The sequence below is a fragment of the Dyella lutea genome, from assembly GCF_024158035.1.
Taxonomy (GTDB): domain Bacteria; phylum Pseudomonadota; class Gammaproteobacteria; order Xanthomonadales; family Rhodanobacteraceae; genus Dyella_A; species Dyella_A lutea.
In genome coordinates, this window is the sequence record NZ_JAMZEK010000001.1 from 1199301 (window position 1) to 1218757 (window position 19457).

Annotated in this window: 16 protein-coding genes and 1 riboswitch; of the genes, 6 read left to right on the top strand and 10 right to left on the bottom strand. The window is 69.8% G+C overall.

Features of this window, described 5'->3' with window-relative positions; translation table 11 throughout:
* Positions 1-488: 488 nt before the first annotated feature.
* From NC595_RS05280 to NC595_RS05290, 3 genes are all read right to left on the bottom strand, one after another.
* Complete coding sequence (locus NC595_RS05280; protein ID WP_253565234.1) at positions 489-1658, bottom strand: fatty acid desaturase family protein; 1170 nt, start codon at positions 1656-1658, stop codon at positions 489-491.
* A 74-nt stretch (positions 1659-1732) separates the two neighbouring features.
* Positions 1733-2098: a DUF1304 domain-containing protein gene (locus NC595_RS05285; protein WP_253565235.1), complete on the bottom strand. Its 366-nt coding sequence runs from the start codon at positions 2096-2098 to the stop codon at positions 1733-1735.
* An 86-nt stretch (positions 2099-2184) separates the two neighbouring features.
* The gene (locus tag NC595_RS05290; protein ID WP_253565236.1) at positions 2185-2910 is read right to left on the bottom strand and encodes a 2OG-Fe dioxygenase family protein; all 726 of its coding nucleotides are present in this window, start codon (positions 2908-2910) and stop codon (positions 2185-2187) included.
* A 200-nt stretch (positions 2911-3110) separates the two neighbouring features.
* A riboswitch (SAM riboswitch) is annotated at positions 3111-3227 on the top strand.
* 81 nt (positions 3228-3308) lie between these two features.
* Here NC595_RS05290 and metX point away from each other — a divergent pair.
* The 3 genes from metX (at position 3309) to NC595_RS05305 (ending at position 6760) form a co-directional block, all read left to right on the top strand.
* On the top strand, positions 3309-4334 hold the full coding sequence (gene metX / locus NC595_RS05295; protein ID WP_253565237.1) for a homoserine O-succinyltransferase MetX: 1026 nt from the start codon (positions 3309-3311) through the stop codon (positions 4332-4334).
* Positions 4335-4469: 135 nt separating this feature from the next.
* The gene (gene metB / locus NC595_RS05300) at positions 4470-5657 is read left to right on the top strand and encodes a cystathionine gamma-synthase (protein WP_253565238.1); all 1188 of its coding nucleotides are present in this window, start codon (positions 4470-4472) and stop codon (positions 5655-5657) included.
* Positions 5654-6760, top strand: a complete 1107-nt coding sequence (locus tag NC595_RS05305) for a homoserine dehydrogenase family protein (RefSeq protein ID WP_253565239.1) — start codon at positions 5654-5656, stop codon at positions 6758-6760. The genes metB and NC595_RS05305 overlap by 4 nt, the downstream gene beginning before the upstream one ends.
* Before the next feature lie 5 nt (positions 6761-6765).
* On the opposite strand, the gene NC595_RS05310 is transcribed toward NC595_RS05305, so the two are convergent.
* The 3 genes from NC595_RS05310 to NC595_RS05320 all read right to left on the bottom strand — a co-directional run bounded on the left by NC595_RS05310 (position 6766) and on the right by NC595_RS05320 (position 10614).
* Entirely contained in the window at positions 6766-8202 is a 1437-nt protein-coding gene (locus NC595_RS05310) for a DHA2 family efflux MFS transporter permease subunit (RefSeq protein ID WP_253565240.1), read from the bottom strand.
* A gap of 35 nt (positions 8203-8237) precedes the next feature.
* A complete protein-coding gene (locus tag NC595_RS05315; protein ID WP_253565241.1) occupies positions 8238-8828 on the bottom strand; it encodes a YceI family protein in 591 nt (196 codons plus the stop codon).
* 118 nt (positions 8829-8946) lie between these two features.
* Positions 8947-10614 carry an APC family permease gene (locus tag NC595_RS05320; RefSeq protein WP_253565242.1) on the bottom strand — a complete coding sequence of 556 codons (1668 nt, stop codon included), beginning with the start codon at positions 10612-10614 and terminating at the stop codon, positions 8947-8949.
* 153 nt (positions 10615-10767) lie between these two features.
* Here NC595_RS05320 and NC595_RS20430 point away from each other — a divergent pair, with 153 nt between their 5' ends.
* Both NC595_RS20430 and NC595_RS05335 read left to right on the top strand, forming a co-directional pair.
* Positions 10768-13515, top strand: a complete 2748-nt coding sequence (locus NC595_RS20430) for a ligand-binding sensor domain-containing diguanylate cyclase (protein WP_289623581.1) — start codon at positions 10768-10770, stop codon at positions 13513-13515.
* Positions 13458-13682, top strand: a complete 225-nt coding sequence (locus tag NC595_RS05335; RefSeq protein WP_253565243.1) for a diguanylate cyclase domain-containing protein — start codon at positions 13458-13460, stop codon at positions 13680-13682. Before NC595_RS20430 ends, NC595_RS05335 begins: the two co-directional genes overlap by 58 nt.
* A gap of 138 nt (positions 13683-13820) precedes the next feature.
* On the opposite strand, the gene NC595_RS05340 is transcribed toward NC595_RS05335, so the two are convergent.
* Positions 13821-15203: an L-serine ammonia-lyase gene (locus NC595_RS05340; RefSeq protein ID WP_253565244.1), complete on the bottom strand. Its 1383-nt coding sequence runs from the start codon at positions 15201-15203 to the stop codon at positions 13821-13823.
* 81 nt (positions 15204-15284) lie between these two features.
* Here NC595_RS05340 and NC595_RS05345 point away from each other — a divergent pair, with 81 nt between their 5' ends.
* On the top strand, positions 15285-15524 hold the full coding sequence (locus NC595_RS05345; RefSeq protein ID WP_253565245.1) for a glutaredoxin family protein: 240 nt from the start codon (positions 15285-15287) through the stop codon (positions 15522-15524).
* Positions 15525-15688: 164 nt separating this feature from the next.
* Here the strand turns inward: NC595_RS05345 and NC595_RS05350 are convergent, their stop codons facing one another.
* From NC595_RS05350 to NC595_RS05360, 3 genes are all read right to left on the bottom strand, one after another.
* A complete protein-coding gene (locus tag NC595_RS05350) occupies positions 15689-18031 on the bottom strand; it encodes an FG-GAP-like repeat-containing protein (protein ID WP_253565246.1) in 2343 nt (780 codons plus the stop codon).
* 171 nt (positions 18032-18202) lie between these two features.
* Entirely contained in the window at positions 18203-18388 is a 186-nt protein-coding gene (locus NC595_RS05355) for a hypothetical protein (RefSeq protein WP_253565247.1), read from the bottom strand.
* Positions 18389-18464: 76 nt separating this feature from the next.
* Complete coding sequence (locus NC595_RS05360) at positions 18465-19430, bottom strand: DMT family transporter (protein WP_253565248.1); 966 nt, start codon at positions 19428-19430, stop codon at positions 18465-18467.
* Between the last annotated feature and the right edge of the window lie 27 nt (positions 19431-19457).

Genomic DNA, 19457 nt, shown 5'->3' on the forward strand with positions numbered 1-19457 from the left:
GTTTTAAGGGAAGCGTGAGCAGGACAGCGCTCGTGCTGCCCCATGGAATATCGTGCGCTTTCGGTGGTTCGATGCTTGCAACGCGCCCGATTGCCCGGCGCGCAGGTGCGTCAAACTGCCGATTATAGCCGGGTTTCTTGGCAAATCAGAGCCCTGCGTTCAGTCGGCCGGCAGGGGGAGGGGCGATCCGGCAGCGAATGGCGTCCAGGCCGACCCCGGCGCGGTCCTCCGGCCCGGGCGCCCTGCGGACGGTGGTCCGCCACCGCGCCGTCTGGCGTGCAGGGATTTCCGCGCCCGGTGGGGCGCCGGGAACCCGTTCAGCCAGCCGTCGCCGAAGGATGGCCGAGGCGCCATCCCGTCGGCGTGGGGCATTCGACGGGCAAATGCCTGCCGCGCCGCCCGGACCGGGGCCGAGGCATGCCCCGGTGGCACGGGTGGCCGATGGCCCGGTCTCGCAGGACAGGGGGGGGGCGGCAGGTGCCGGCGGCTCAGGGCGCAGTGAGCCGCTCGACTCCGGGCAGCGGCGCGACGGCAGGTATCGCTGCACCCAATCGCCGCAGCCAGCGGTAATGCGAGGCGATGCCGGCGAAAAACGTGCGATGCGCATGGTACGGCACGCCGAATTCGCGGCATGTGGCTTCCACCACCTTCGCCACGGCCGGGTAGTGCACGTGGCTGATGCGTACGAACAGGTGGTGCTCCACCTGGAAGTTGAGCCCGCCGATCAGCCAGCTGAGCAGGCGGTTGTCGCGCGCGAAATCGACCGTGGTCCGCAACTGGTGGATTGCCCAGGGAGCCTCCATGCGGCCGCTGACGCCGTCCGGCTGAGGAAAGTCCGCCTCTTCCACCACGTGCGCAAGCTGGAACACGATCGCCAGCAGGAATCCGGCCACCGCCGACACCGCGGCGTAGAACAGCACCACCGTGCCCACCGGGTGAAGCGCCAGCGGCAGCCCGAACGCCAGCGTGAAAAACGCCAGCTTGCCCAACACGAACAGCGTCAGGTCCCAGCCGCGCGGCCGCTCGAAGGGCCGCTCGCCGATGCGGCCGGTCAGCATGTCGCGGAAGTCGCCGTACAGGTGCCAGCGGATCGCCGTGACGGTGTAGAGCGCCCACAGGTAGATGTGCTGGAAACGGTGCCAGGGTCGCCGCGGCTGGTCGGGCGAGAGCCGGCCGAGGACGCCGAGGTCGATGTCGCTGTCGTGCTGGTCGATGTTGACGTAGGTGTGGTGGTAGCGGGCGTGCTTCCACTGCCAGATGTACGAGCTGCCGCCGACCAGGTCGAGCGTGAACGCCATCAGCTTGTTGACCCAGCGGTGCTCCGAATACGCCTGGTGGCCGCCGTCATGCATGATGTTGAAGCCGATGCCGGCCATGGCCGCGCCGAGCAGCAGGGTCAGCGGCAGCGCCTGCCACCATGCCCGGGCCAGGAACACCAGCCCGACGTAGGCGGCGATGAAAACGGCCAGGATGATCGCGGTCTTCGCGTACATCGAGCCGGCGTCGCGCGGGTCACAGCCCCGCACCCGGAAATCGGCTTCGACCCGTCGCCGCAGTTCGCGCTGAAACGTGTTGTCGCCACTGAATCCCAGGCGTTCGCTGGTGGCGGTTGGGGGGCGATGCGTATCGTCCCGGCGTTGGGTGGACCCGTGGGACATGTCGCTGTTTTCCAGGCGGAACGGACACCGATGGTAGCCGCTATCCCGGTCGCCCCGTGCGAGCCGGGCGATCGTCAGGCGTTACCGGCCAGCAGCAGGGCCAGGCCCAGCACCGCAGGCGCGGCTTGGATCCACAACACCTTGCGCGTGGCGGTCAGCCCACCGTAGAGCCCGGCCACCAGCACGCAGCCGAGGAAAAATGTCTTCACGTGCAGGCCCTCCGGGCCGCCCAGCCACAGGCCCCAGGCGAGGCCCGCGGCGAGGAAGCCGTTGTACAGCCCCTGGTTGGCCGCCAGCACCCTGGATTGCTCGGCGAATTCGACGGTCAGCCCGAAGGCCCGCCGGCCGGCCGGCCGGGTCCACAGGAACATTTCCAGCACCAGGAACCACAGGTGCAGCAGGGCGATGATGGCGATGACGATGGAGGCGGCGGTGGCCATGGCGCGAGACCGGCAGCGGGTGGCCGGGCAGTGTCGCAAGTCACCGCGGCGGCCGGCAAATCCCGGCCGGGGACGCGACGTTTCCCTCAGGCCGCGCGGAAGGTGACCACCAGCACGTCGCGATGCGCCGGTTGCGCGGGATCCAGCGGGCTGACCGGGGTTACGCCGTGGAACACGCGGGCATCGTCGACCAGGGCGGCATCCAGCGGCCGGGTGAGGGTGAAGCTGCCCAGTTCGGTGCCGTCCGACGCCAGGATGGTGGTGGTCCCGCTGGCGATGTTGTGGCGGTCGATCATCAGCACCAGCACGTAGTCCACGCCGTCCCGGTGCATGCCCTCGGGCGTCGGTTCGCCGGCCTGCTCCGGCAGCGCCTCGATGCGGAACTGGTGCACTTCCACGTGCCACTGGCGGGCTGGCGGGGCCAGTGCGCCGAACAGGTCGCGACTGAAGGTCAGGATCCGCTGCAGGCTGTCGCCCTCGACCACCGCCGGCTCGATCGGCTCGAACCAGCGCTGTATGTCGCCCTGCAGCCGGTTGTAGGCCAGGCTCTGGAAGTGCGGCTGGTGGGGCTGGCGGACGATCGCGCCGTCCTCGCCGACGGCGAAGGTGGCGTGGCGCCGGCGCCGATGGCGGCCTTGCGCGGCGAGATAGGTGTCGGGCGCCAGGTCGTTCCAGCTCGCGGCGAAGGCCGGCCAGTCGCCAAGGGCGGCCGGAGCGCCAAGCAGGGCGCCGGTGACCGGGGCATCGAGGAAGGCGAAGCCGTCGCGCCGCAGGCGTTCGCCCAGCGCGGTGAGGTCGGGAGGGGGGGGCATGCATGAAAGCGTAGCAGCTGGCCGGCGCAATGGGCTTCGCCAGGCCGGCCCGGCCTGGCCTGGCCCGGCCGCCCGTCGCGGTGGTCGCCTCGCTGGATCGTTTCAACTGCACCGGATTTCTACATGATCAAATCTTATATGGGCGTATAGACGTCTATACGTCTGTTGACACGAACGCGCCGGCGTCGATACAGTCATCCCACTCATCGAGACCGGCGGAGGGACAGGCCCTTTGATGCCGGGGCAACCTGCAGGCGCAAGCCTGCGACGGTGCCAACTCCTGCGGGGCGCCCTCGGGTGCCACCGGTAGATGGGATGCCGCTTACGGGCGCCGACGGCGCGTCGCAACGGCAACTCACTCGGCTCTCCGCAGGTGCGATGTCACAGGAGAGTCCCGAATGTCCGCCCAGCTCGCCCACCTCCCCGTCACCGCGTCGGCCCAACCCCAGGCCGTTGCCACGCCATCGGTCTGTCCGTCCGCGCTCACCCGCCAGCGCAGCGCGCGCCGCATCACGCTGGAGCCCAAGTACGGCGGCGGCGCGCGGGGTGTCGAGGTCAGCTATCTCTGGTGCGGCGCGCCGGACGCGCCGACCGTGGTGGTGCAGGGCGGGATCTCCGCCAGCCGCGACGTGGTGGCGCCGGAAGGCGAGGCCGCCGGCTGGTGGCAGGCGCTGGTCGGCGACGGCCAGGCGATCGACCTGAACCGCTACCGCGTGCTCTCGATCGACTGGCTGAGTCCGGCCGAGCTCGGCTCCACCGCCGTCTCCAGCGAAGACCAGGCCAACGCGATCAGCGCGCTGGTCGACGCCCTCGGCATCGGCCGCATCGCCGCCTTCGTCGGCTCGTCCTACGGCGCGATGGTTGGCCTGGCGTTCGCCAAGCTGCACCCGTGGCAGCTCGACCAGCTGGTGCTGCTGGCCGGCGCGCACCGCGCCCACCCGATGGCCACCGCCCTGCGCAGCGTGCAGCGCGGCATCGTGCGGCTGGGCCAGTCCTCCGGCCAGCTCGACGAGGCGCTCGGCCTGGCGCGCCAGCTGGCAATGACCACCTACCGCGGCAGCGAGGAATTCGCCCGCCGCTTCGCCGGCTCCCCCGAACTGCGCGAAGACCGCTTCCACTTCCCGGTGGAGGACTACCTCGACCAGGCCGGCCGCCGCTTCGTCGAGCGTTTCGACGCCGAGCGCTTCCTGGCCCTGTCCGAGTCGATCGACCTGCACGACGTGCCACCGGAACAGGTGCCCACGCCGACCACGCTGATCGGCTTCCCCTCCGACCGGCTGGTACCGCTGGCCGACCTGTGCGAGCTGCAGCGCCGGCTCGCCGGGCCGGCCACGCTGGAAGTGGTCGAGTCGCCGTACGGCCACGACGGCTTCCTCAAGGAAACCGACCGTCTCGCCCTGCTGCTGCGCCAGGCGCTGCCCTGAATCGACGTTGTGGGAGCGACTTCAGTCGCGACCGCTTTGCCCCAAGCCCGCCGAAGGGGAGGAGCGTCGCGACTGAAGTCGCTCCCGCACAAGCGCGGCCATCCCCGTTCGACATCTGATGTACCGGAGAAACCCATGACCAACTCGGCCCCCAGCACCCGCGCCGTCCGCGCCGGCATCGAGTCCGACACCCAGCACGGCGCCATCGTGCCGCCGCTGCACCTGTCGACCAACTACAGCTTTACCGGGCTGGGCGGCAAGCGCGCCTACGATTACTCGCGCAGCGGCAATCCCACCCGTGACCTGCTCGGCGAGGCGTTGGCCGATCTGGAGCAGGGCGCCGGCGCGGTGATCACCGCCAGCGGCATGTCGGCGGTGGCGCTGGCGCTGGAACTGGTGCCCGCCGGTTCCACTGTGCTGGCCGCGCACGACTGCTACGGCGGCACCTGGCGCCTGCTCGATGCGTGGGCGAAGAAGGGGCGCTTCCGCGTAGTGTTCGCCGACCTCACCGACCCGGCCGCGCTGGCTGCCGGCCTGGCACATCGTCCGGCGCTGGTGTGGGTGGAGACCCCGTCCAACCCGCTGCTGCGGATCACCGACATCCGCCACGTGGCGCATGCCGCCCACACCGTCGGCGCGCTGGTGGTGGTGGACAACACCTTCCTCTCGCCGGCGCTGCAGCAGCCGCTGGCGCTGGGTGCGGACCTGGTGGTGCACTCCACCACCAAGTACATCAACGGCCACAGCGACGTCGTCGGCGGCGCGGTGGTCGCGCGCACGCCGGAGCTGGCCGAGCAGATCAAGTGGTGGGGCAACTGCAATGGTCTCACCGGCGGCGCCTTCGACAGCTACCTGACCCTGCGCGGCCTGCGCACGCTCGGCGTGCGGCTGCGCCAGCACGAGGCGAATGCCGCGCGCATCGCCGAACACCTGGCCGGTCACGGCGCCGTGCGCAAGATCTACTACCCAGGCCTGGCCGAGCATCCGGGGCACGCGCTGGCGGCGCGCCAGCAGCAGGGCTTCGGCGCCATGCTCAGCTTCGAGCTGCACGGCGAGGTGGAGGAAATCGCCGCCTTCGTCGACGGCCTGGAATACTTCTCGCTGGCCGAGTCGCTCGGCGGGGTGGAGAGCCTGATCGCCCATCCGGCGTCGATGACCCACGCCGCGATGGCGCCGGAAGCGCGCCGCAACGCCGGCATCGCCGATACGCTGCTACGCCTGTCGGTGGGCATCGAGGATGGCGATGACCTGCTGCGCGATCTCGACGCGGCGTTGCGCCGCGCCATGGCCGCCGCCGCGTCGAAACGCAAGGTGCGTGCATGAGCGCGGTGGTGGCGGACAAATCGGGCCCGGCGACGCGTTCGCTGAAAGCGCCGGCAGAGGCGCCGACCGCCGCCATCGTGCTGCTGGGCACGGGCGTGGTCGGCGGCGCCCTGCTCAAGCTCCTGTGTACGCCGGCCGCCGCGCGCATCCGGCTGGTCGGGGCGGCCAATTCGAAGCGCCAGCAGACCGAGCCGGCGAAGCTCGCCAACCGTCAGCTGCGCGAGCAGATCCGCACCGAGGGCGATCCGCGCGACAACGCCGCGCTGCTTGCCGCGCTGGACGCCAGTGGGGTGGCGGCGAAAGTGGTCGTGGATGCCACCGCCAACGCCTCGCTGGCCGCGCGCCACGCCGAATGGCTGGAGCGCGGCTATCACGTGGTCACCGCCAACAAGGCGCTGGCCGGCGGCGAACTGACCGGTTGGCGGGCGCTGCAGGCGGCCACCGCCGCTGGCCGGGCACAGTACGGCGATTCGGCCACCGTCGGCGCCGGTCTGCCGGTGCTGTCCACACTGCGCCGCCTGCGCGGCTGCGGCGATGCGCTGCTGACGCTGGAGGGGGTGTTCTCCGGTTCGCTGTCCTACCTATTCAATCTGTACGACGGCAGCGTGCCGTTCTCCTCCCTGCTCGCCGATGCGCGGCGGCTCGGCTACACCGAGCCGGACCCGCGCTCGGACCTGTCCGGCGAGGACGTGGCGCGCAAGCTGCTGATCCTCGCCCGCCACGCTGGCTTCTCGCTCAACGCCGACGAAGTGGAGGTGGAAAGCCTGGTGCCCGAGGCGCTGCGCGGCCTGTCCACCGAGGCCTTCCTCGAGCGGCTGGCCGAGCTGGACGCTCCCCTGGCGGCGCGCGTCACCGAGGCCCGCGAGCGCGGCCACGTATTGCGCTACCTGGCCCGGCTCAACCAGCGCGGGCATGCCCGCGTCGGGCTGATGGAGGTGCCGCCGACGCATCCGGCGGCGCGCCTGTACGGCACCGACAACCAGTTCGCGCTCACCACCACCCGCTACAACACCCAGCCGCTGGTGATCCAGGGACCGGGTGCCGGGCCGGAGGTCACTGCGCAGGCCCTGCTCGGCGACGTGCTGGCGCTGGCCGGGGGCTGAGCGGCTCAGGGGGCGGTGGCGTCGACCGCCGCGTGCCCAGGCGCCTGCGGACGCAGCAGCAGGCCGCCAACCAGTGCCGCGACCGCGGCCGCACCGGCTCCGGCCAGGAACGCCCGGTGGTAGCCGCCATTGAGTGCCGCCAGCGTCGAGGCACCGGCGCCGTCCAGGGCGTTCGTGGTGGCCGCTGCGAGGCTGGCGAGCACGGCCAGGCCCAGCGCGCCGCCCATCATGAAGGCGGTGTTGACCACCCCGGACGCCAGTCCCGACTGGTCCGGCGCCACGTCGCCCATCGCCGCGAGCAGCACCGGGTTGAACGCAATCCCCGCACCCAGGCCCAGCAGCATCATTGCCGGCAGCACGTCCGTGGCGAATCGTCCATCGAGCGGTGCGCGTGCGAACAGGGCCAGCCCGATCGCCGCCATCGCCAGGCCGGCGGCGAGCGGCCGGCGGATGCCGAAGCGCATCACCAGCCGCGCCGAGAGGCTGACCGAACAGACTGCCATCACCAGGTTTGCCGGCAGGAAGGCCAGGCCGACCCGGAACGGGTCGTAGCCCAGTACCTGCTGCATGTAGAGCGCCGAAAGGAAAAACCAGGCGAACATCGCCGCGCACCACAGCACGCCGATCAGGCTGGCCATGCTGAGGTTGCGGTGGCGGAACAGACCCAGCGGGATCAGCGGACTGCGGACGCGCGACTCGACGGTCACGAACAGCGCCAGCAAGGCCAGCGCGCCCGCCAGCACGCCCAGCGTGGCGGGGGAGGTCCAGCCGGCCTCGTTGCCGTTGACGACGGCGTAGATCGCCAGGGTCAGCGCCAGCGTCACGCTGGCTGCGCCGGCCACGTCCAGCCGGCCTTCGAACGGCTTGCGTGCGCCGGGGACCAGCCGCAGGGTGGCCAGTGCCACGGCGATGCCGATCGGCAGGTTCACCAGGAAGATCCAGTGCCAGCTCAGCGTGCTGGTCAGCAGGCCGCCCAACAGCACGCCGATGCTGCCGCCGCCGGCGCAGACGAAACCGTAGATGCCCATCGCCCGGGCGCGGTCGGCCGGGCCGGTGAACAGGTCCATGATCAGCGACAGCGCCACCGCCGACACCACTGCACCGCCCAACCCCTGCGCGGCGCGGGCCGCCACCAGCATCAGCTGGGACTGCGCCAGTCCGCAGGCCAGCGAGGCCAGCGTGAAGGCGGCCAGTCCGATCAGGAACACCCGGCGGTGCCCGAGCAGGTCGCCGAGCCGTCCCGCCAGCAGCAGGCAGCCGCCATAGGTCAGCATGTAGGCGTTGACCACCCAGGCCAGCGCGGTCTCGGAGAATCCGAGATCGGCCTTGATCGAGGGCAGCGCGACGTTAACGATCGTGGTGTCCAGCACGATCATCAGCACTCCCGCGCAAAGCACGTAGAACGCCAGCCAGTCGTGTCGGGCGGGTGCGGCAGCAGTCATCGGGAAGCTCCTCGGATCGTGGTCGGTCGGGCGGCTCACGGTTCCTGGATCGCCTCGACCTGGATGCGCAGCGTTACCCCCATGTGGAAGCCGTAGTCCTCGCCGGCGCTCATGCCGTAGGCGTCGCGCTGGAACGTGGCGAAGGCATCGGCGCCGCACACCTCGCGCTTGAGCAGCGGGTGCGGCATGCACTTGAAGCTGCGGATCGCCAGGGTGAGCGGATGGCTGACCCCATGCAAGGTGAGCGTACCGTCCACGCGCGTGGGCGCGCCGGCGCGGAACCCGGCCAGGTGGCCGGTGTAGTGCGCCTCGGGCCACTTCTTGGCATCGAACAGTTCCGGCCCCTGGGCCACCGCGTTGAGCTGGTCTTGGCCGAAGTCGACGCTGCGCATGTCGACGACGACGTCGACCGTGCCGGCCTGCTTCGCGCGGTCGAGCGTCACCGTGCCCCGGCTGTGGTTGAACTTGCCGCGCCAGGTCGACAGGCCGCCGAGGTGATCTGCCTCGAAGCTCGGGTAGGTGTGGTCCGGATCGATGCGGTAGGTCACCGGCGCGGCTGCGGCCTGGGCGGTGATGGACAAGGCGAGGGCGGCAAACAGCACGGTAGGGGACGGGCGACGCGGCATCGAGGGATTCCGGAAAGTGGGTTCGCCGGAACGACGGGTGACAGACGGTCGCTTCGACATGCTTCCAAAAGAACGCGCGGCCGGAGCCGCGCGTCTGGATCGAGCCCTGCCGCCGCGATCAGCGGTGGCCGGTCGTCTTCTCCACTTCGTCCTCGTCCGGCGGGATCTGCAGGTCGTCCGGATGCGCGTGGGCTTCGCTGCGCTCGGCGACGATCGAGGGCGTGCGCCAGCCCGACTTCACGCCCCACAGGAAGAACACCAGCCCGATCACCGCCACCAGCGCGAGGTCCCAGCCGTAGGGGATGTAGTCCAGGCCGCCGAACTTGGCGCTGCCGAACTTCGACACCACGGCCAGGGTGACCAGGTAGGCGATCAGCCACCACGCGCCCTTCAGGTGCGCGCCGAAGTCCTTCCAGCCGTGCTTGGCCTGGTAGTAGAAGTACACCGGCAGCGCCACGACCATCAGCAGGATGATCTCGCCGGTCAGCGGCCACTTGGCCCAGTACAGCAGCTCGGCCGACATGATGAAGGCGATCGCGGCGATGATCGGCAGCCCGGCCAGCCGGAACGGACGATGCAGCTCCGGGGCGGTGCGGCGCAGGGTCATCACGCTGACCGGGCCGGTCAGGTAGGAAATGATCGTCGCCACCGAGATCACCGCGGCCAGCGAATCCCAGCCGCGGAAGAAGAACAGGAACAGGAACGACACCGCCAGGTTCAGCCACATCGCCGGGCGCGGCACGCCGGACTTCGGATCGATGCGGCCGAAGATCGCCGGCAGCGTGCCGTTGCGCTCCATGCCGTAGATCATGCGGGCGGTGGTGGCGGTGTAGGTCATGCCGGTGCCGCTGGGGCTGACGAAGGCATCGGCGTACAGCAGGATCGCCAGCCAGTTGAGGTTGACCAGCACCGCCAGCTCGGCGAACGGCGAGCTGAAGTTGATACCCTTCCAGCCGGCCTGGGCCAGCAGGTCCGGCGGCACCGCGCCGAGGTAGGCGATCTGCAGCAGCACGTAGACCACGGTGGCCAGCGCGATCGCACCGATGATCGCGAACGGGATGCTGCGGCCCGGGTTGCGCGCTTCGCCGGCCAGGTTCACCGGGCTCTGGAAGCCATTGAAGCTGAACACGATGCCCGCCGTGGCCACCGCGGTGAGGATCGCCGCGAAGTCGTTCGCGTGGCTGCCGCCGGCCGCGCCCACCGCGAGGTTCTCGCTGTGGAAGCCGCTGGCGATCAGGGCGATACCGGTGGCCGCCGGGATGATCAGCTTGACGATGGTGATCAGGCTGTTGGAGCGGGCGAACAGCTTCACGCTCCAGTAGTTGAGCAGGAAGTACACGATCACCAGCACCGCGGCGATGCCTAAGCCCATGTGGCTCAGCTCGCCGTGCTTGCCCGGCATCGCATGGTAGAGGTCCTGCGCCCACTGCCACTTCCAGCCGGCCATGTACTGCACCGAGGCCTCGGCCTCCACCGGGATCACCGAGACGATCGCGATCCAGTTCGCCCACGCCGCGATGAAGCCGACCAGCGAGCCGTGCGAGTAGTGGCCGTAGCGCACCATGCCGCCGGACTCGGGGAACATCGCGCCGAGCTCGGCGTAGGTCAGCGCGATCGACAGGATGATCACCGCGCCCAGCACCCAGGCCCAGATCGCGCCCGGGCCGGCCAGCTTGGCGGCGTTCCAGGCACCGAACAGCCAGCCTGAGCCGATGATCGAGCCCAGGCCGGTGAACATCAGGGCGAAGGGTCCGACGTCGCGCCGGATCGCGTTCTGGTTTGCCATCGAGAAATCCCCACGCGGCGCGGTCCGCCACGGTTCAAAACGGCGATAGTGGCAAAGTGGGCCGGGGCTGTCACGTCGCGCCACGGGGTGCTTCCGCAGGAAGCTTCGGCCCGGCTGGGGCAAGATGGGCGCCTTGCCCGGCACGATGGCCCGATGCACGACGAGGTCCGCCAGCACGCCATGACGCACCCGGTATGCCGCCTGCGCCGCTGGCTCGCGGGAGCTGCCGGCCTGCTGGCTGCCAGTGTGCTGGCCGCCGCCCCGGCTCCGCTTGCGACGCCTGCGGTGGCCGACCGGGCGATCGAGCTGCAGCAGTTCACCCCGGAGCAGGGCCTGGGCAACCTGGCCGCCAATGTCCTGCTGCGCGACCGGCAGGGTGTGCTCTGGGTGGGCACCGAGCACGGGCTGTACCGCTTCGACGGCGTCGGCTTCCAGCCGGTGCGGACCTCGGTGGATCCGCTCGACCTGGTGGTGAACGACCTGTATCTCTCTCCGGCCGGGCGACTGTGGGTCGGCACCCGCCGGCGCGTTTATGTGTGGGATGGCAGCGACCTGCGCCGCGTCGCCGACCTGCCGGTGGACGACCTGCAGCGCATCGCCGGTGACGGTGGCGAAGGCGTCTACGTGCGCCGCCAGCGCCAGCTCTGGCACGTGACGGCCGATGGCCTGGTGCAGACGGTGTCCTGGCCGCAGGCGCTCACGGTCGGAGCCCTCACCGATGGTCCGCTGCTCTGGCTGGACGGCAGCCTGTGGACGAGTTGCGGCCCGGCGTTGTGCCAGCGCACCGGCAGTGTCACCCGCGTGTGGGGAGCCGCCGACGGTGTGCCCGCCGACGACTGGCTCACCCTGCATGCGTCGCCGGAGGGCGAACTGTGGGCCGGAGGCGATGCCCACCTGCTGTTCCGGCGCGCGGGTGACAGCCGTTTCGCGGCGGCGGCCGCGCCGCATCCGCTCGATGCCCTCGACCTGGATGCCGAAGGGCGCGTGCTGGCGGCCAGTGCCGGAGCGGTGTGGCGCTGGAACGGCAGCGCCTGGACCAGCTTTTCCGACGACCGCACCCTGCAGCACGCGCATCTGCGCGACCTGCTGGCCGATCCGGCCGGTGCGGTCTGGCTGGCCAGTGGCGGCCGCGGCGTATTGCGCTGGCGCGGCTACGGCCAATTCCAGAACTGGACCACCGCGCAGGGGCTGGACAGCGCGCCGACCTGGGCGATCGCCCGCGATGCCGACGGCTGGCTGTGGTTCGGCAACCAGCGCCAGGGCAACCGCCTGGCGCCGGAGGCATCGCAACTGACCCCCTGGCCAGCCGCGCTGCTGCGCCCGGGCTGGACCGACGCGATGGCGATCGTCCCGCGCGGCCGGCAGGTGTGGATCGTGTTCAACCATGGCGTGCTGGTGCGCTACGACCTGGACAGCGGCAAGGCCCTGCAGGTGGCGACCCATCTCGGCTGGGCCAAGTTCGCGCTGGCCGACCCGCAGGGACGGCTGTGGATCGGTACCCACGGCATGCTCTGGCGCGTGGATACGCCGGACGCCCCCCAGCCCTCGGCGCAGGCGCTGCTGACCGGACTGCCGCCGGACACCAGTTTCCTGGGCGCCAGCGTGGACCGGCAGGGCCGCGTCTGGGTCGCCACCACGCACGGCCTGCTCCGTTTTGCCGATGGTCGTTTCACCCTGGTCGACCTGGGGTCGCACGAGCCGGCCGGGGGCTTCGCCGACGTGGCAGTCACGCCCGACGGGACGCTGTGGCTGGCGCCGGTGAAGGGCGGGCTGCTGCGCGGCAAAGCGGGCGCCGCCGACCGCATCGACGTGCAGGATGCCGGCGATCCCCTGCTGGGCGACACCGCGCTTTACTCGCTCGACGTCGATCCGGTGGGCCGGCTCTGGGCGTTCCACGATGCGGGCGTGGATGTGCATGCGGGCGATCACTGGCGGCGGCTGGACCACAGCGACGGCCTGGTGTGGAACGACCTGGCCACCGGCGCTTTCCATGCCGACAACGACGGTTCGATCTGGCTGGGCACCGCCGGCGGCGTCTCGCACGTGCTGCATCCCGGGCGTTTCATCGATGCCCGGCTCTCACCGACGGTACTGCTCGATGCGCGGTACGGCGCTGCGCCGATCCGCGCCGGCGTCGCCGCCTCGCTGCCGTGGGACCGTCGCGCGCTGGTGGTCAGCCTGGCCCAGCCGGGCGTCACCCACCCCGGCGAGCAGCAGTGGCAGTACCGGCTCGACCCGGTCGGCGCGCCGGCGCACTGGGAAACCTCCACCACGCAGCGGATGCGCTATCCCGCGCTGGCTCCGGGCGACTACCGCTTCCAGGCGCGCGTGTACGACCCGGCGATGCGCGCCTACGCGCCACCGGTCGGCTTCGGGCTCGACGTGCGGCCGCCGTGGTGGCAGACCCCGTTGGCCCGCCTCGGCTACGCCGTGCTGGCGGTGCTCGTGCTGTGGGCGGGTTGGCGTTGGCGCCACGCCCGCCTGCTGCGTCACCAGGCCGAGCTGGAGGCGATGGTGCGCGAGCGCACCGTGGCGCTGGAGCAGGACAAGCGTGCGCTGGAGATCGCGCACCAGGCCCTGCAGTACGAGGCCAGCCACGATGCGCTCACCGGCCTGCTCAACCGCGGCGCGGCGATCGAGGTGCTGGTGCGGCTGGCCAGCGAGGACGGGCCGCCGCGGCGACGGATCGCGGTCGCGCTGATCGACCTGGACCACTTCAAGCGCATCAACGACACCTGGGGGCACCTCGCCGGCGACGCGGTGCTGGTGCAGTGTGCCGATCGCCTGCGCACGCTGGCACCGGCGAGCGCCGCGCTGGGACGCTACGGCGGCGAGAGCTGCTGGTGGTCTGGCCCGGGCTGTCTGGCGAGACGGACCTGGCCGGGCTGTTCGCGCCGCTGATGGAGATGCCCTACCGGTTCCGCGACATCGACATGCACGTGACCTGTTCGGTCGGCATCACCTGGGTGCGCGCCGGCGAGGACGTCAATGCCATCCTGCACCGCGCGGACACAGCGCTCTACGAGGCGAAGGAGCGCGGCCGGGCGCGCGTGGTGCGGGCGGACTGAGGCGTCCGGCCCGGCGCTCGATCACATTGACCACGGCACCAGGTGGAGCAGGTCGCGGCATGCGTTGAAGCGCATGCCGTAGGGTTCGAGGGGGAGTCGTGAACCGGCGAACGGGGAAGTGGCAAAGCGATCTCGCGCTCAGCACTCGATCACGTTCACCGCGAGGCCGCCGCGCGAGGTTTCCTTGTATTTGTCCTTCATGTCGCGCCCGGTGGCGCGCATGGTGGCGATCACCTTGTCCAGCGACACGCGGTGCTTGCCGTCGCTCTTCAGCGCCATGCGGCTGGCGTTGATCGCCTTCACCGAGCCCATCGCGTTGCGTTCGATGCAGGGAATCTGCACCAGCCCGCCGATCGGGTCGCAGGTCAGGCCGAGGTTGTGTTCCATGCCGATCTCGGCGGCGTTCTCCACCTGGTGGATGCTGCCGCCCAGCGCCGCGGTGAGGCCGCCAGCGGCCATCGAGCAGGCCACGCCGACCTCGCCCTGGCAGCCGACCTCGGCGCCGGAGATCGAGGCGTTCTCCTTGTAGAGGATGCCGATCGCCGCCGCGGTAAGCAGGAACTCGATCACCCCGTGCTCGTCCGACTTCGGGCAGAAGCGGTGGTAGTAGTGCAGCACCGCCGGCACGATGCCGGCCGCGCCGTTGGTCGGCGCGGTGACCACGCGACCACCGGCGGCGTTTTCCTCGTTCACCGCCAGCGCGTACAGGTTCACCCAGTCCAGGATGGTCAGCGGGTCCTTCAGCGCGGCTTCCGGCTGGCGGCGCAGGTCCTCGGCCATCGCCGGTGCGCGGCGCCCCACCTTCAGGCCGCCGGGCAGCACGCCGGGCGAGCGCAGGCCGCGCGTCACGCAGTCCTGCATCGCCTGCCAGATGGTCAGCAGGCCGGCGCGGGTCTCCGCCTCCGGTCGCCACACGCTCTCGTTGGCCAGCATCAGCTGGGCGATGGACAGGCTGTGCTTCTCGCACAGCGCCAGCAGTTCGTCGCCGCTGGCGAACGGGTAGGGTTGCTCGGTGGTGTCGGCGACGATGCGGTCTTCGGCGGCCTCGTCGTGGTTCACCACGAAGCCGCCGCCGACCGAGTAGTAGTCGCGCGTGGCCAACTCGTTGCCCTGCGCGTCGTAGGCGGAAAAGCGCATGCCGTTGGTGTGGAACGGCAGCTTCTGGCGCTTGTTGAACACCAGGTCGGCCTTCTCGTCGAACACGATCTCGTGCCTGCCGAGCAGGCGGATGCGATGGGTCTTGCGGATCCGCGCCAGCGTCTCGGGAATCGTGTCCGGGTCCACCGTGTCCGGATGCGCGCCCTCCAGCCCCAGCAGTACCGCCTTGTCGGTGCCGTGGCCCCGGCCGGTCATCGCCAGCGAGCCGAACAGCTCGGCGCGCACGCGCGTCACGCGGTCGATCACCCCCTTCTCCTCCAGCCAGCGCTCGCAGAAGCGCGCCGCCGCGCGCATCGGGCCCACGGTGTGCGAGGAGGAGGGACCGATACCGATCTTGAAGAGGTCGAAAACGCTGACGGCCATGGATGCGCTGCGGGGGAGTGGGGAAGGACCGTTATTCTAGGCGCTCCCGCCGGTCCGGCGTCTGTACGCCCGCGTGTGTTGATGAGCCACCTGATCCTCTACCAGCGCGACTACTGCCACCTGTGCGACATGGCGCTGGCGGTGATGGCCGAGGCGCACGCGCCGGATTTCGACAGTGCCTGGGTCGACGACAGCCCGCAGCTGGAAGCGCGCTACGGCACCCGCCTGCCGGTGCTGCACGACACCCGCGACGGGCGCGAGCTGGACTGGCCGTTCGATGCGGCGGCGGTACGCGCCTTCCTTCGATGCAGGGCGGGGTAGATCAGCCCGCTTTCGATCGTGTCGGCCGGTACCTTGCTTCCGCGGTGCTCTCGGTATGGAGCACTCGGCAGCACGCGCTACACGACCTGCTCGCCGGGCGGAAGCCGGATGCCTCCAGCTTCCGCCCGGGGTTTTCGGTATGGATGCGCCGCCGATGTCGTGTCCTACCGCCAGGGCAGCGGAGTAGCTCCGTTGGCTGGTGCTCCCACGACGCGCCAGCCATACGGATAGGTCCAGCTGGTGCCACCCGGTTGCGGTGCGGCTCCCGAGATGGCCGGACTGCCGGCGACCGGGCCGTACGTCATGATGGTGTGGCTTTGCGGGTTCAGGGTGTACAGGCCGGTGTTCCCATTCTGGACGAGGTAGCCAGCCGAACCCGGTGAAATGAACGGCGCCGTGCCGCTCCAGGTCTGGCTCCTCACGACGTCGGTCTGGAAGCCGCGGGCATCGAACGTGCGCTGGAGTGTCAGGCCGTAGCCCTGGCCAGTCGCGCTGTCGTAGCGCTCCAAGCCGATGCCGTTGCCGGCATGGCCGCCGCCGATGGCCCAGGCGCTGCGGGCGGGCCGGTCGGTGGAGCCCGAGCCATCGAACGCACTGGACAGGTTGTAGCTGCGGAAGCCGCTGCCGGTGCTGTCCCACACGTAGAGGTCGCCTGCCGCACTGGTCCAGAAGATGCTGAGCCGCGGGCTCGAATTGAAGTACCCCAGCGAGACCGGGTAGTACCCGCAGCTCACGTTGACCACCTTGGAACCGATTCGCTTCGACCCTTTCATCAGCCAATAGCCGAACTGGCAGTCGGACGGATCCAGCCACAGCAGGTCGTCGTAGCCGTCGCCGTTGATGTCGCCGGCACCCACCAGCTGCCAGTTGTACGGGTAGGTGCCCACGTACTCGGACTGGAAGCCACGCCCCCCGACGTTGCTCCAGAGCCAGAGGTCGCGGTTGGTGCTGGTGAACACGAGATCGCCGTAGCCGTCGCCAGTGAAGTCGCCCGAGGCACCCACGTAATAGCCCGGGGTGATATTGAACGTACGGGCGCCGGTGCGGCGGGGGCCATGGGCGGATGAGGTCATCGTCCAGATCCCCAGCTCGCTCAGGTCGGGATTGAACCAGATCAGATCCGAGGCGCCGTCGCCGTTGAAGTCGTTCGGCACGGTATGGCTTCCCGGCGCCGCATTGGTCGGGGAAAGCGCCGGCAGCGTGCCGAAAGACACCAATGTGTAGGAGGTGCTGAACGGCGTCACGGTGATCGAGACCGGAGCGGAGGCCGAGGTGTTTCCGTAGTGCGCCGCGTAGCTGAAGGTGTCCGTGCCGCTGAAGCCCGGGTCCGGGACGTAGGTCATCACCCCGTCGTTCACGAACACCTGGCCGTGGGCCGGTGCGGTCGGGAAGTCGTAGGCCATCGGTCGGCCGTTGCCGATGCTGGCCGGGAGGCGGACGACCAAGCGGCCACCATTACTGGTCGCATTCAGGGGAGCGGCGGAGACGGGGGCGTACAGGTTGATGTACTGGACGCCTCCGGTCACCGAGACGGCGAGGATCGAGCCGTCGGCCGACATCTTGGTGCGGCCCTGCACGAAGGCGTTGATGCCGACGTTGTTGAATACATCCCCCACACTGTAGCTGCCGACCTGGGTCAGGGTGGAGCTGTCGTAGATCCGGACTTCGCTGGTGGTCGTCCACGGGAGGTACAGGAGCGGGCGCACCGGGTCGTAGGTGCCCCCGATCGGCTGGGGTGCCAGGGTCGCTCCGAGTGTGATGATCTGCTGGTAGCTGCTGTCATAGACGATGGCACCATGCGCCGTCGGGATCATGAACTGCGATCCGTCAGGGCTGGTCGCCATTTCGTAGTTGAATGCGGAGGTTCCGTCGGTATACCACTGGCGTCGGACGATGTTGCCCGTATCCGCGTAGTACACGCCCCATCGGCCATCGGAGATGTTCGACTCTGCAAAGCCGATGACCTTGCGATCGGCGCTGGGAGCAAGCATGGCGCGCTGCTGGACCATGGCGAGCTGGGTCCAGATTCCAGTCGAGGGATCCAGCTTTCGCAGCGGGACATCGCCTGAGCCCGGGAACTCGGATGTCGTCAGGAGGGTGCCATCGTAGGCATATGCGACCGAAAAAATGCCAACTTCGAAAATCTGCCCGTAGATATTCGCCAGCGGCACGGTGATCTTGTTGTCGCTGAACGTATCCAGATTGACGAGATGAACCCACGTATTCACGCCGTCGTTGGCTTCGTCGGCTACCGCCAGCGTGTTGCCGTCCGGCGACAGGTCCATGCCCTTGAGCACACCACCGAGGACGATCGGCGTCGACTCGCAGTCGCAGCTGAGGTCGTAGCGCAGCACCTCGGTGCCGTTGGCGATGTAGATCATCTGCCGTGCGGTGTCGATCACCATGTCGGTACGGTTGGGCGCGGCGATGAAGGTGCCGTCGGCCTGCGCCACGCTGGCGCACAAGGCCAAGGCTGCCGCGAAGACGGCAGCAATCGAACGATGCATGTTTTCCCCCTGAAATCCCTTTGCCGGAAGCATCCTGCTGCATTCCTGTCGCTCCGGCTCCTGTGACAGGATTCACGGATACTAGCCTCAAGATGTGATGAGGGGGAGTGCCGCCGGCGCCAGACAGCCAGCGTGAAGCTGCAGGAAGGATCTGGCGCTCGATGGCGGGCGTCATGACGACACCACTCTCCCGCGCGACGCGCCTCGACGCCACGCCGACACGCCGATGCGCAGACTCGGGCTTTCGTCGAGCGGGCCATCGATCCCATGAAACAGCCACGCCGCCTGGCCTGGATCGTTTTCGTCATCGCGCTGCTGCTCATCATTGCGGTGGGCTTCTTCCGCGCGTCGATGCATGACGAGGCACGTCCGGCGTCCGGGCCGGCTCCATCCGCGTCGACGGCCCGCTAGGTTCGCTGGCGTCGATCCGGCATCAGCTTTCCGCGCCGATCGGATCCACCGCCTCGCCGTGCGCCAGCACGCAGGTGATCACGCCGGCGACCAGCAGCACGAAGGCCAGCGCCTCCAGCGTGGTCGGCGGGCGGTGTTCCCAGACGAAGCCGTAGATCAATGCGAACAGCGTCTCGAACAGGATCATCTGGCCGACCAGGGTGAGCGGCAGCAGCCGGCTCATGCGGTTCCACAACGCGTTGCCGGTGATCGAGGCGAGCAGGGCCAGAGCTGCCGATATGCCGCCGAAGCGCAGCCAGTCGCCGGAAGCATGGCACGCCGTATCGCCGAGCAGGGCGAACGGCACCAGGGCGAGCGCCAGCGCGCCGGTCACCACGCCGGTGAGCAGGCTCCAGTCGTGCGCGGAAACGTCGTGCAGGCGCGCCAGCCAGCGGCTGTTCGATACCGCGTACCAGGTCCACGCGGCCAGTGCGCCGCAGGCGCACAGCAGCCCCAGCAGCGCGCGGGTTCCGGTCGCATGGCCGCTGGGCAGCAGCGCCTGCCAGCCGATGCAGACTGCGCCGGCGATGCACAGAACGATCGAGGGCAGCAGGCGGCGCAGCGGCACCGCACCGTGGTCGCGGCTACCGATCACGGTGACCGTCACCGGCAGGAAGCCGACCACCAGCGAGGTGATGGCGATGCCACCCAGCTGCACGGCGCTGGACAGCAGCACGAAGTACACCACGTTGCCGACCAGCCCCAGTCCGGCCAGCCCGAGCCATTCGCGTCGCCCCAGCGCGTCGGTGGCCGCCCGCCAGCGCGGGGCCAGCAGCGCCAGCGCGATTGCGCCGTAGGCGGTGTAGCGCCCGGTGGTCAGCTCCAACGGCGTGAAGCCATGTAGCAGGGCGGGGGCGAGAAACACCAGCCCCCAGATCGCGCCCGCGGCCATGCCGTAGCCGATGCCGGCGGCGGTACGCGACGAGGTGGAAAGCGAAGCTCGGTTCATGTCGGCCAGCGTGGCGCAGTGTCTGCG

Bases quoted from the DNA above. Each gene is read 5' to 3' on its own strand.
- NC595_RS05280 (WP_253565234.1), bottom strand. From the start codon at position 1,658: ATGTCCCACGGGTCCACCCAACGCCGGGACGATACGCATCGCCCCCCA.
- NC595_RS05285 (WP_253565235.1), bottom strand. From the start codon at position 2,098: ATGGCCACCGCCGCCTCCATCGTCATCGCCATCATCGCCCTGCTGCAC.
- NC595_RS05290 (WP_253565236.1), bottom strand. From the start codon at position 2,910: ATGCCCCCCCCTCCCGACCTCACCGCGCTGGGCGAACGCCTGCGGCGC.
- metX (WP_253565237.1), top strand. From the start codon at position 3,309: ATGTCCGCCCAGCTCGCCCACCTCCCCGTCACCGCGTCGGCCCAACCC.
- metB (WP_253565238.1), top strand. From the start codon at position 4,470: ATGACCAACTCGGCCCCCAGCACCCGCGCCGTCCGCGCCGGCATCGAG.
- NC595_RS05305 (WP_253565239.1), top strand. From the start codon at position 5,654: ATGAGCGCGGTGGTGGCGGACAAATCGGGCCCGGCGACGCGTTCGCTG.
- NC595_RS05310 (WP_253565240.1), bottom strand. From the start codon at position 8,202: ATGACTGCTGCCGCACCCGCCCGACACGACTGGCTGGCGTTCTACGTG.
- NC595_RS05315 (WP_253565241.1), bottom strand. From the start codon at position 8,828: ATGCCGCGTCGCCCGTCCCCTACCGTGCTGTTTGCCGCCCTCGCCTTG.
- NC595_RS05320 (WP_253565242.1), bottom strand. From the start codon at position 10,614: ATGGCAAACCAGAACGCGATCCGGCGCGACGTCGGACCCTTCGCCCTG.
- NC595_RS20430 (WP_289623581.1), top strand. From the start codon at position 10,768: ATGCACGACGAGGTCCGCCAGCACGCCATGACGCACCCGGTATGCCGC.
- NC595_RS05340 (WP_253565244.1), bottom strand. From the start codon at position 15,203: ATGGCCGTCAGCGTTTTCGACCTCTTCAAGATCGGTATCGGTCCCTCC.
- NC595_RS05345 (WP_253565245.1), top strand. From the start codon at position 15,285: ATGAGCCACCTGATCCTCTACCAGCGCGACTACTGCCACCTGTGCGAC.
- NC595_RS05350 (WP_253565246.1), bottom strand. From the start codon at position 18,031: ATGCATCGTTCGATTGCTGCCGTCTTCGCGGCAGCCTTGGCCTTGTGC.
- NC595_RS05355 (WP_253565247.1), bottom strand. From the start codon at position 18,388: ATGCATCGACGCGCGGAAGAAGCCCACCGCAATGATGAGCAGCAGCGC.
- NC595_RS05360 (WP_253565248.1), bottom strand. From the start codon at position 19,430: ATGAACCGAGCTTCGCTTTCCACCTCGTCGCGTACCGCCGCCGGCATC.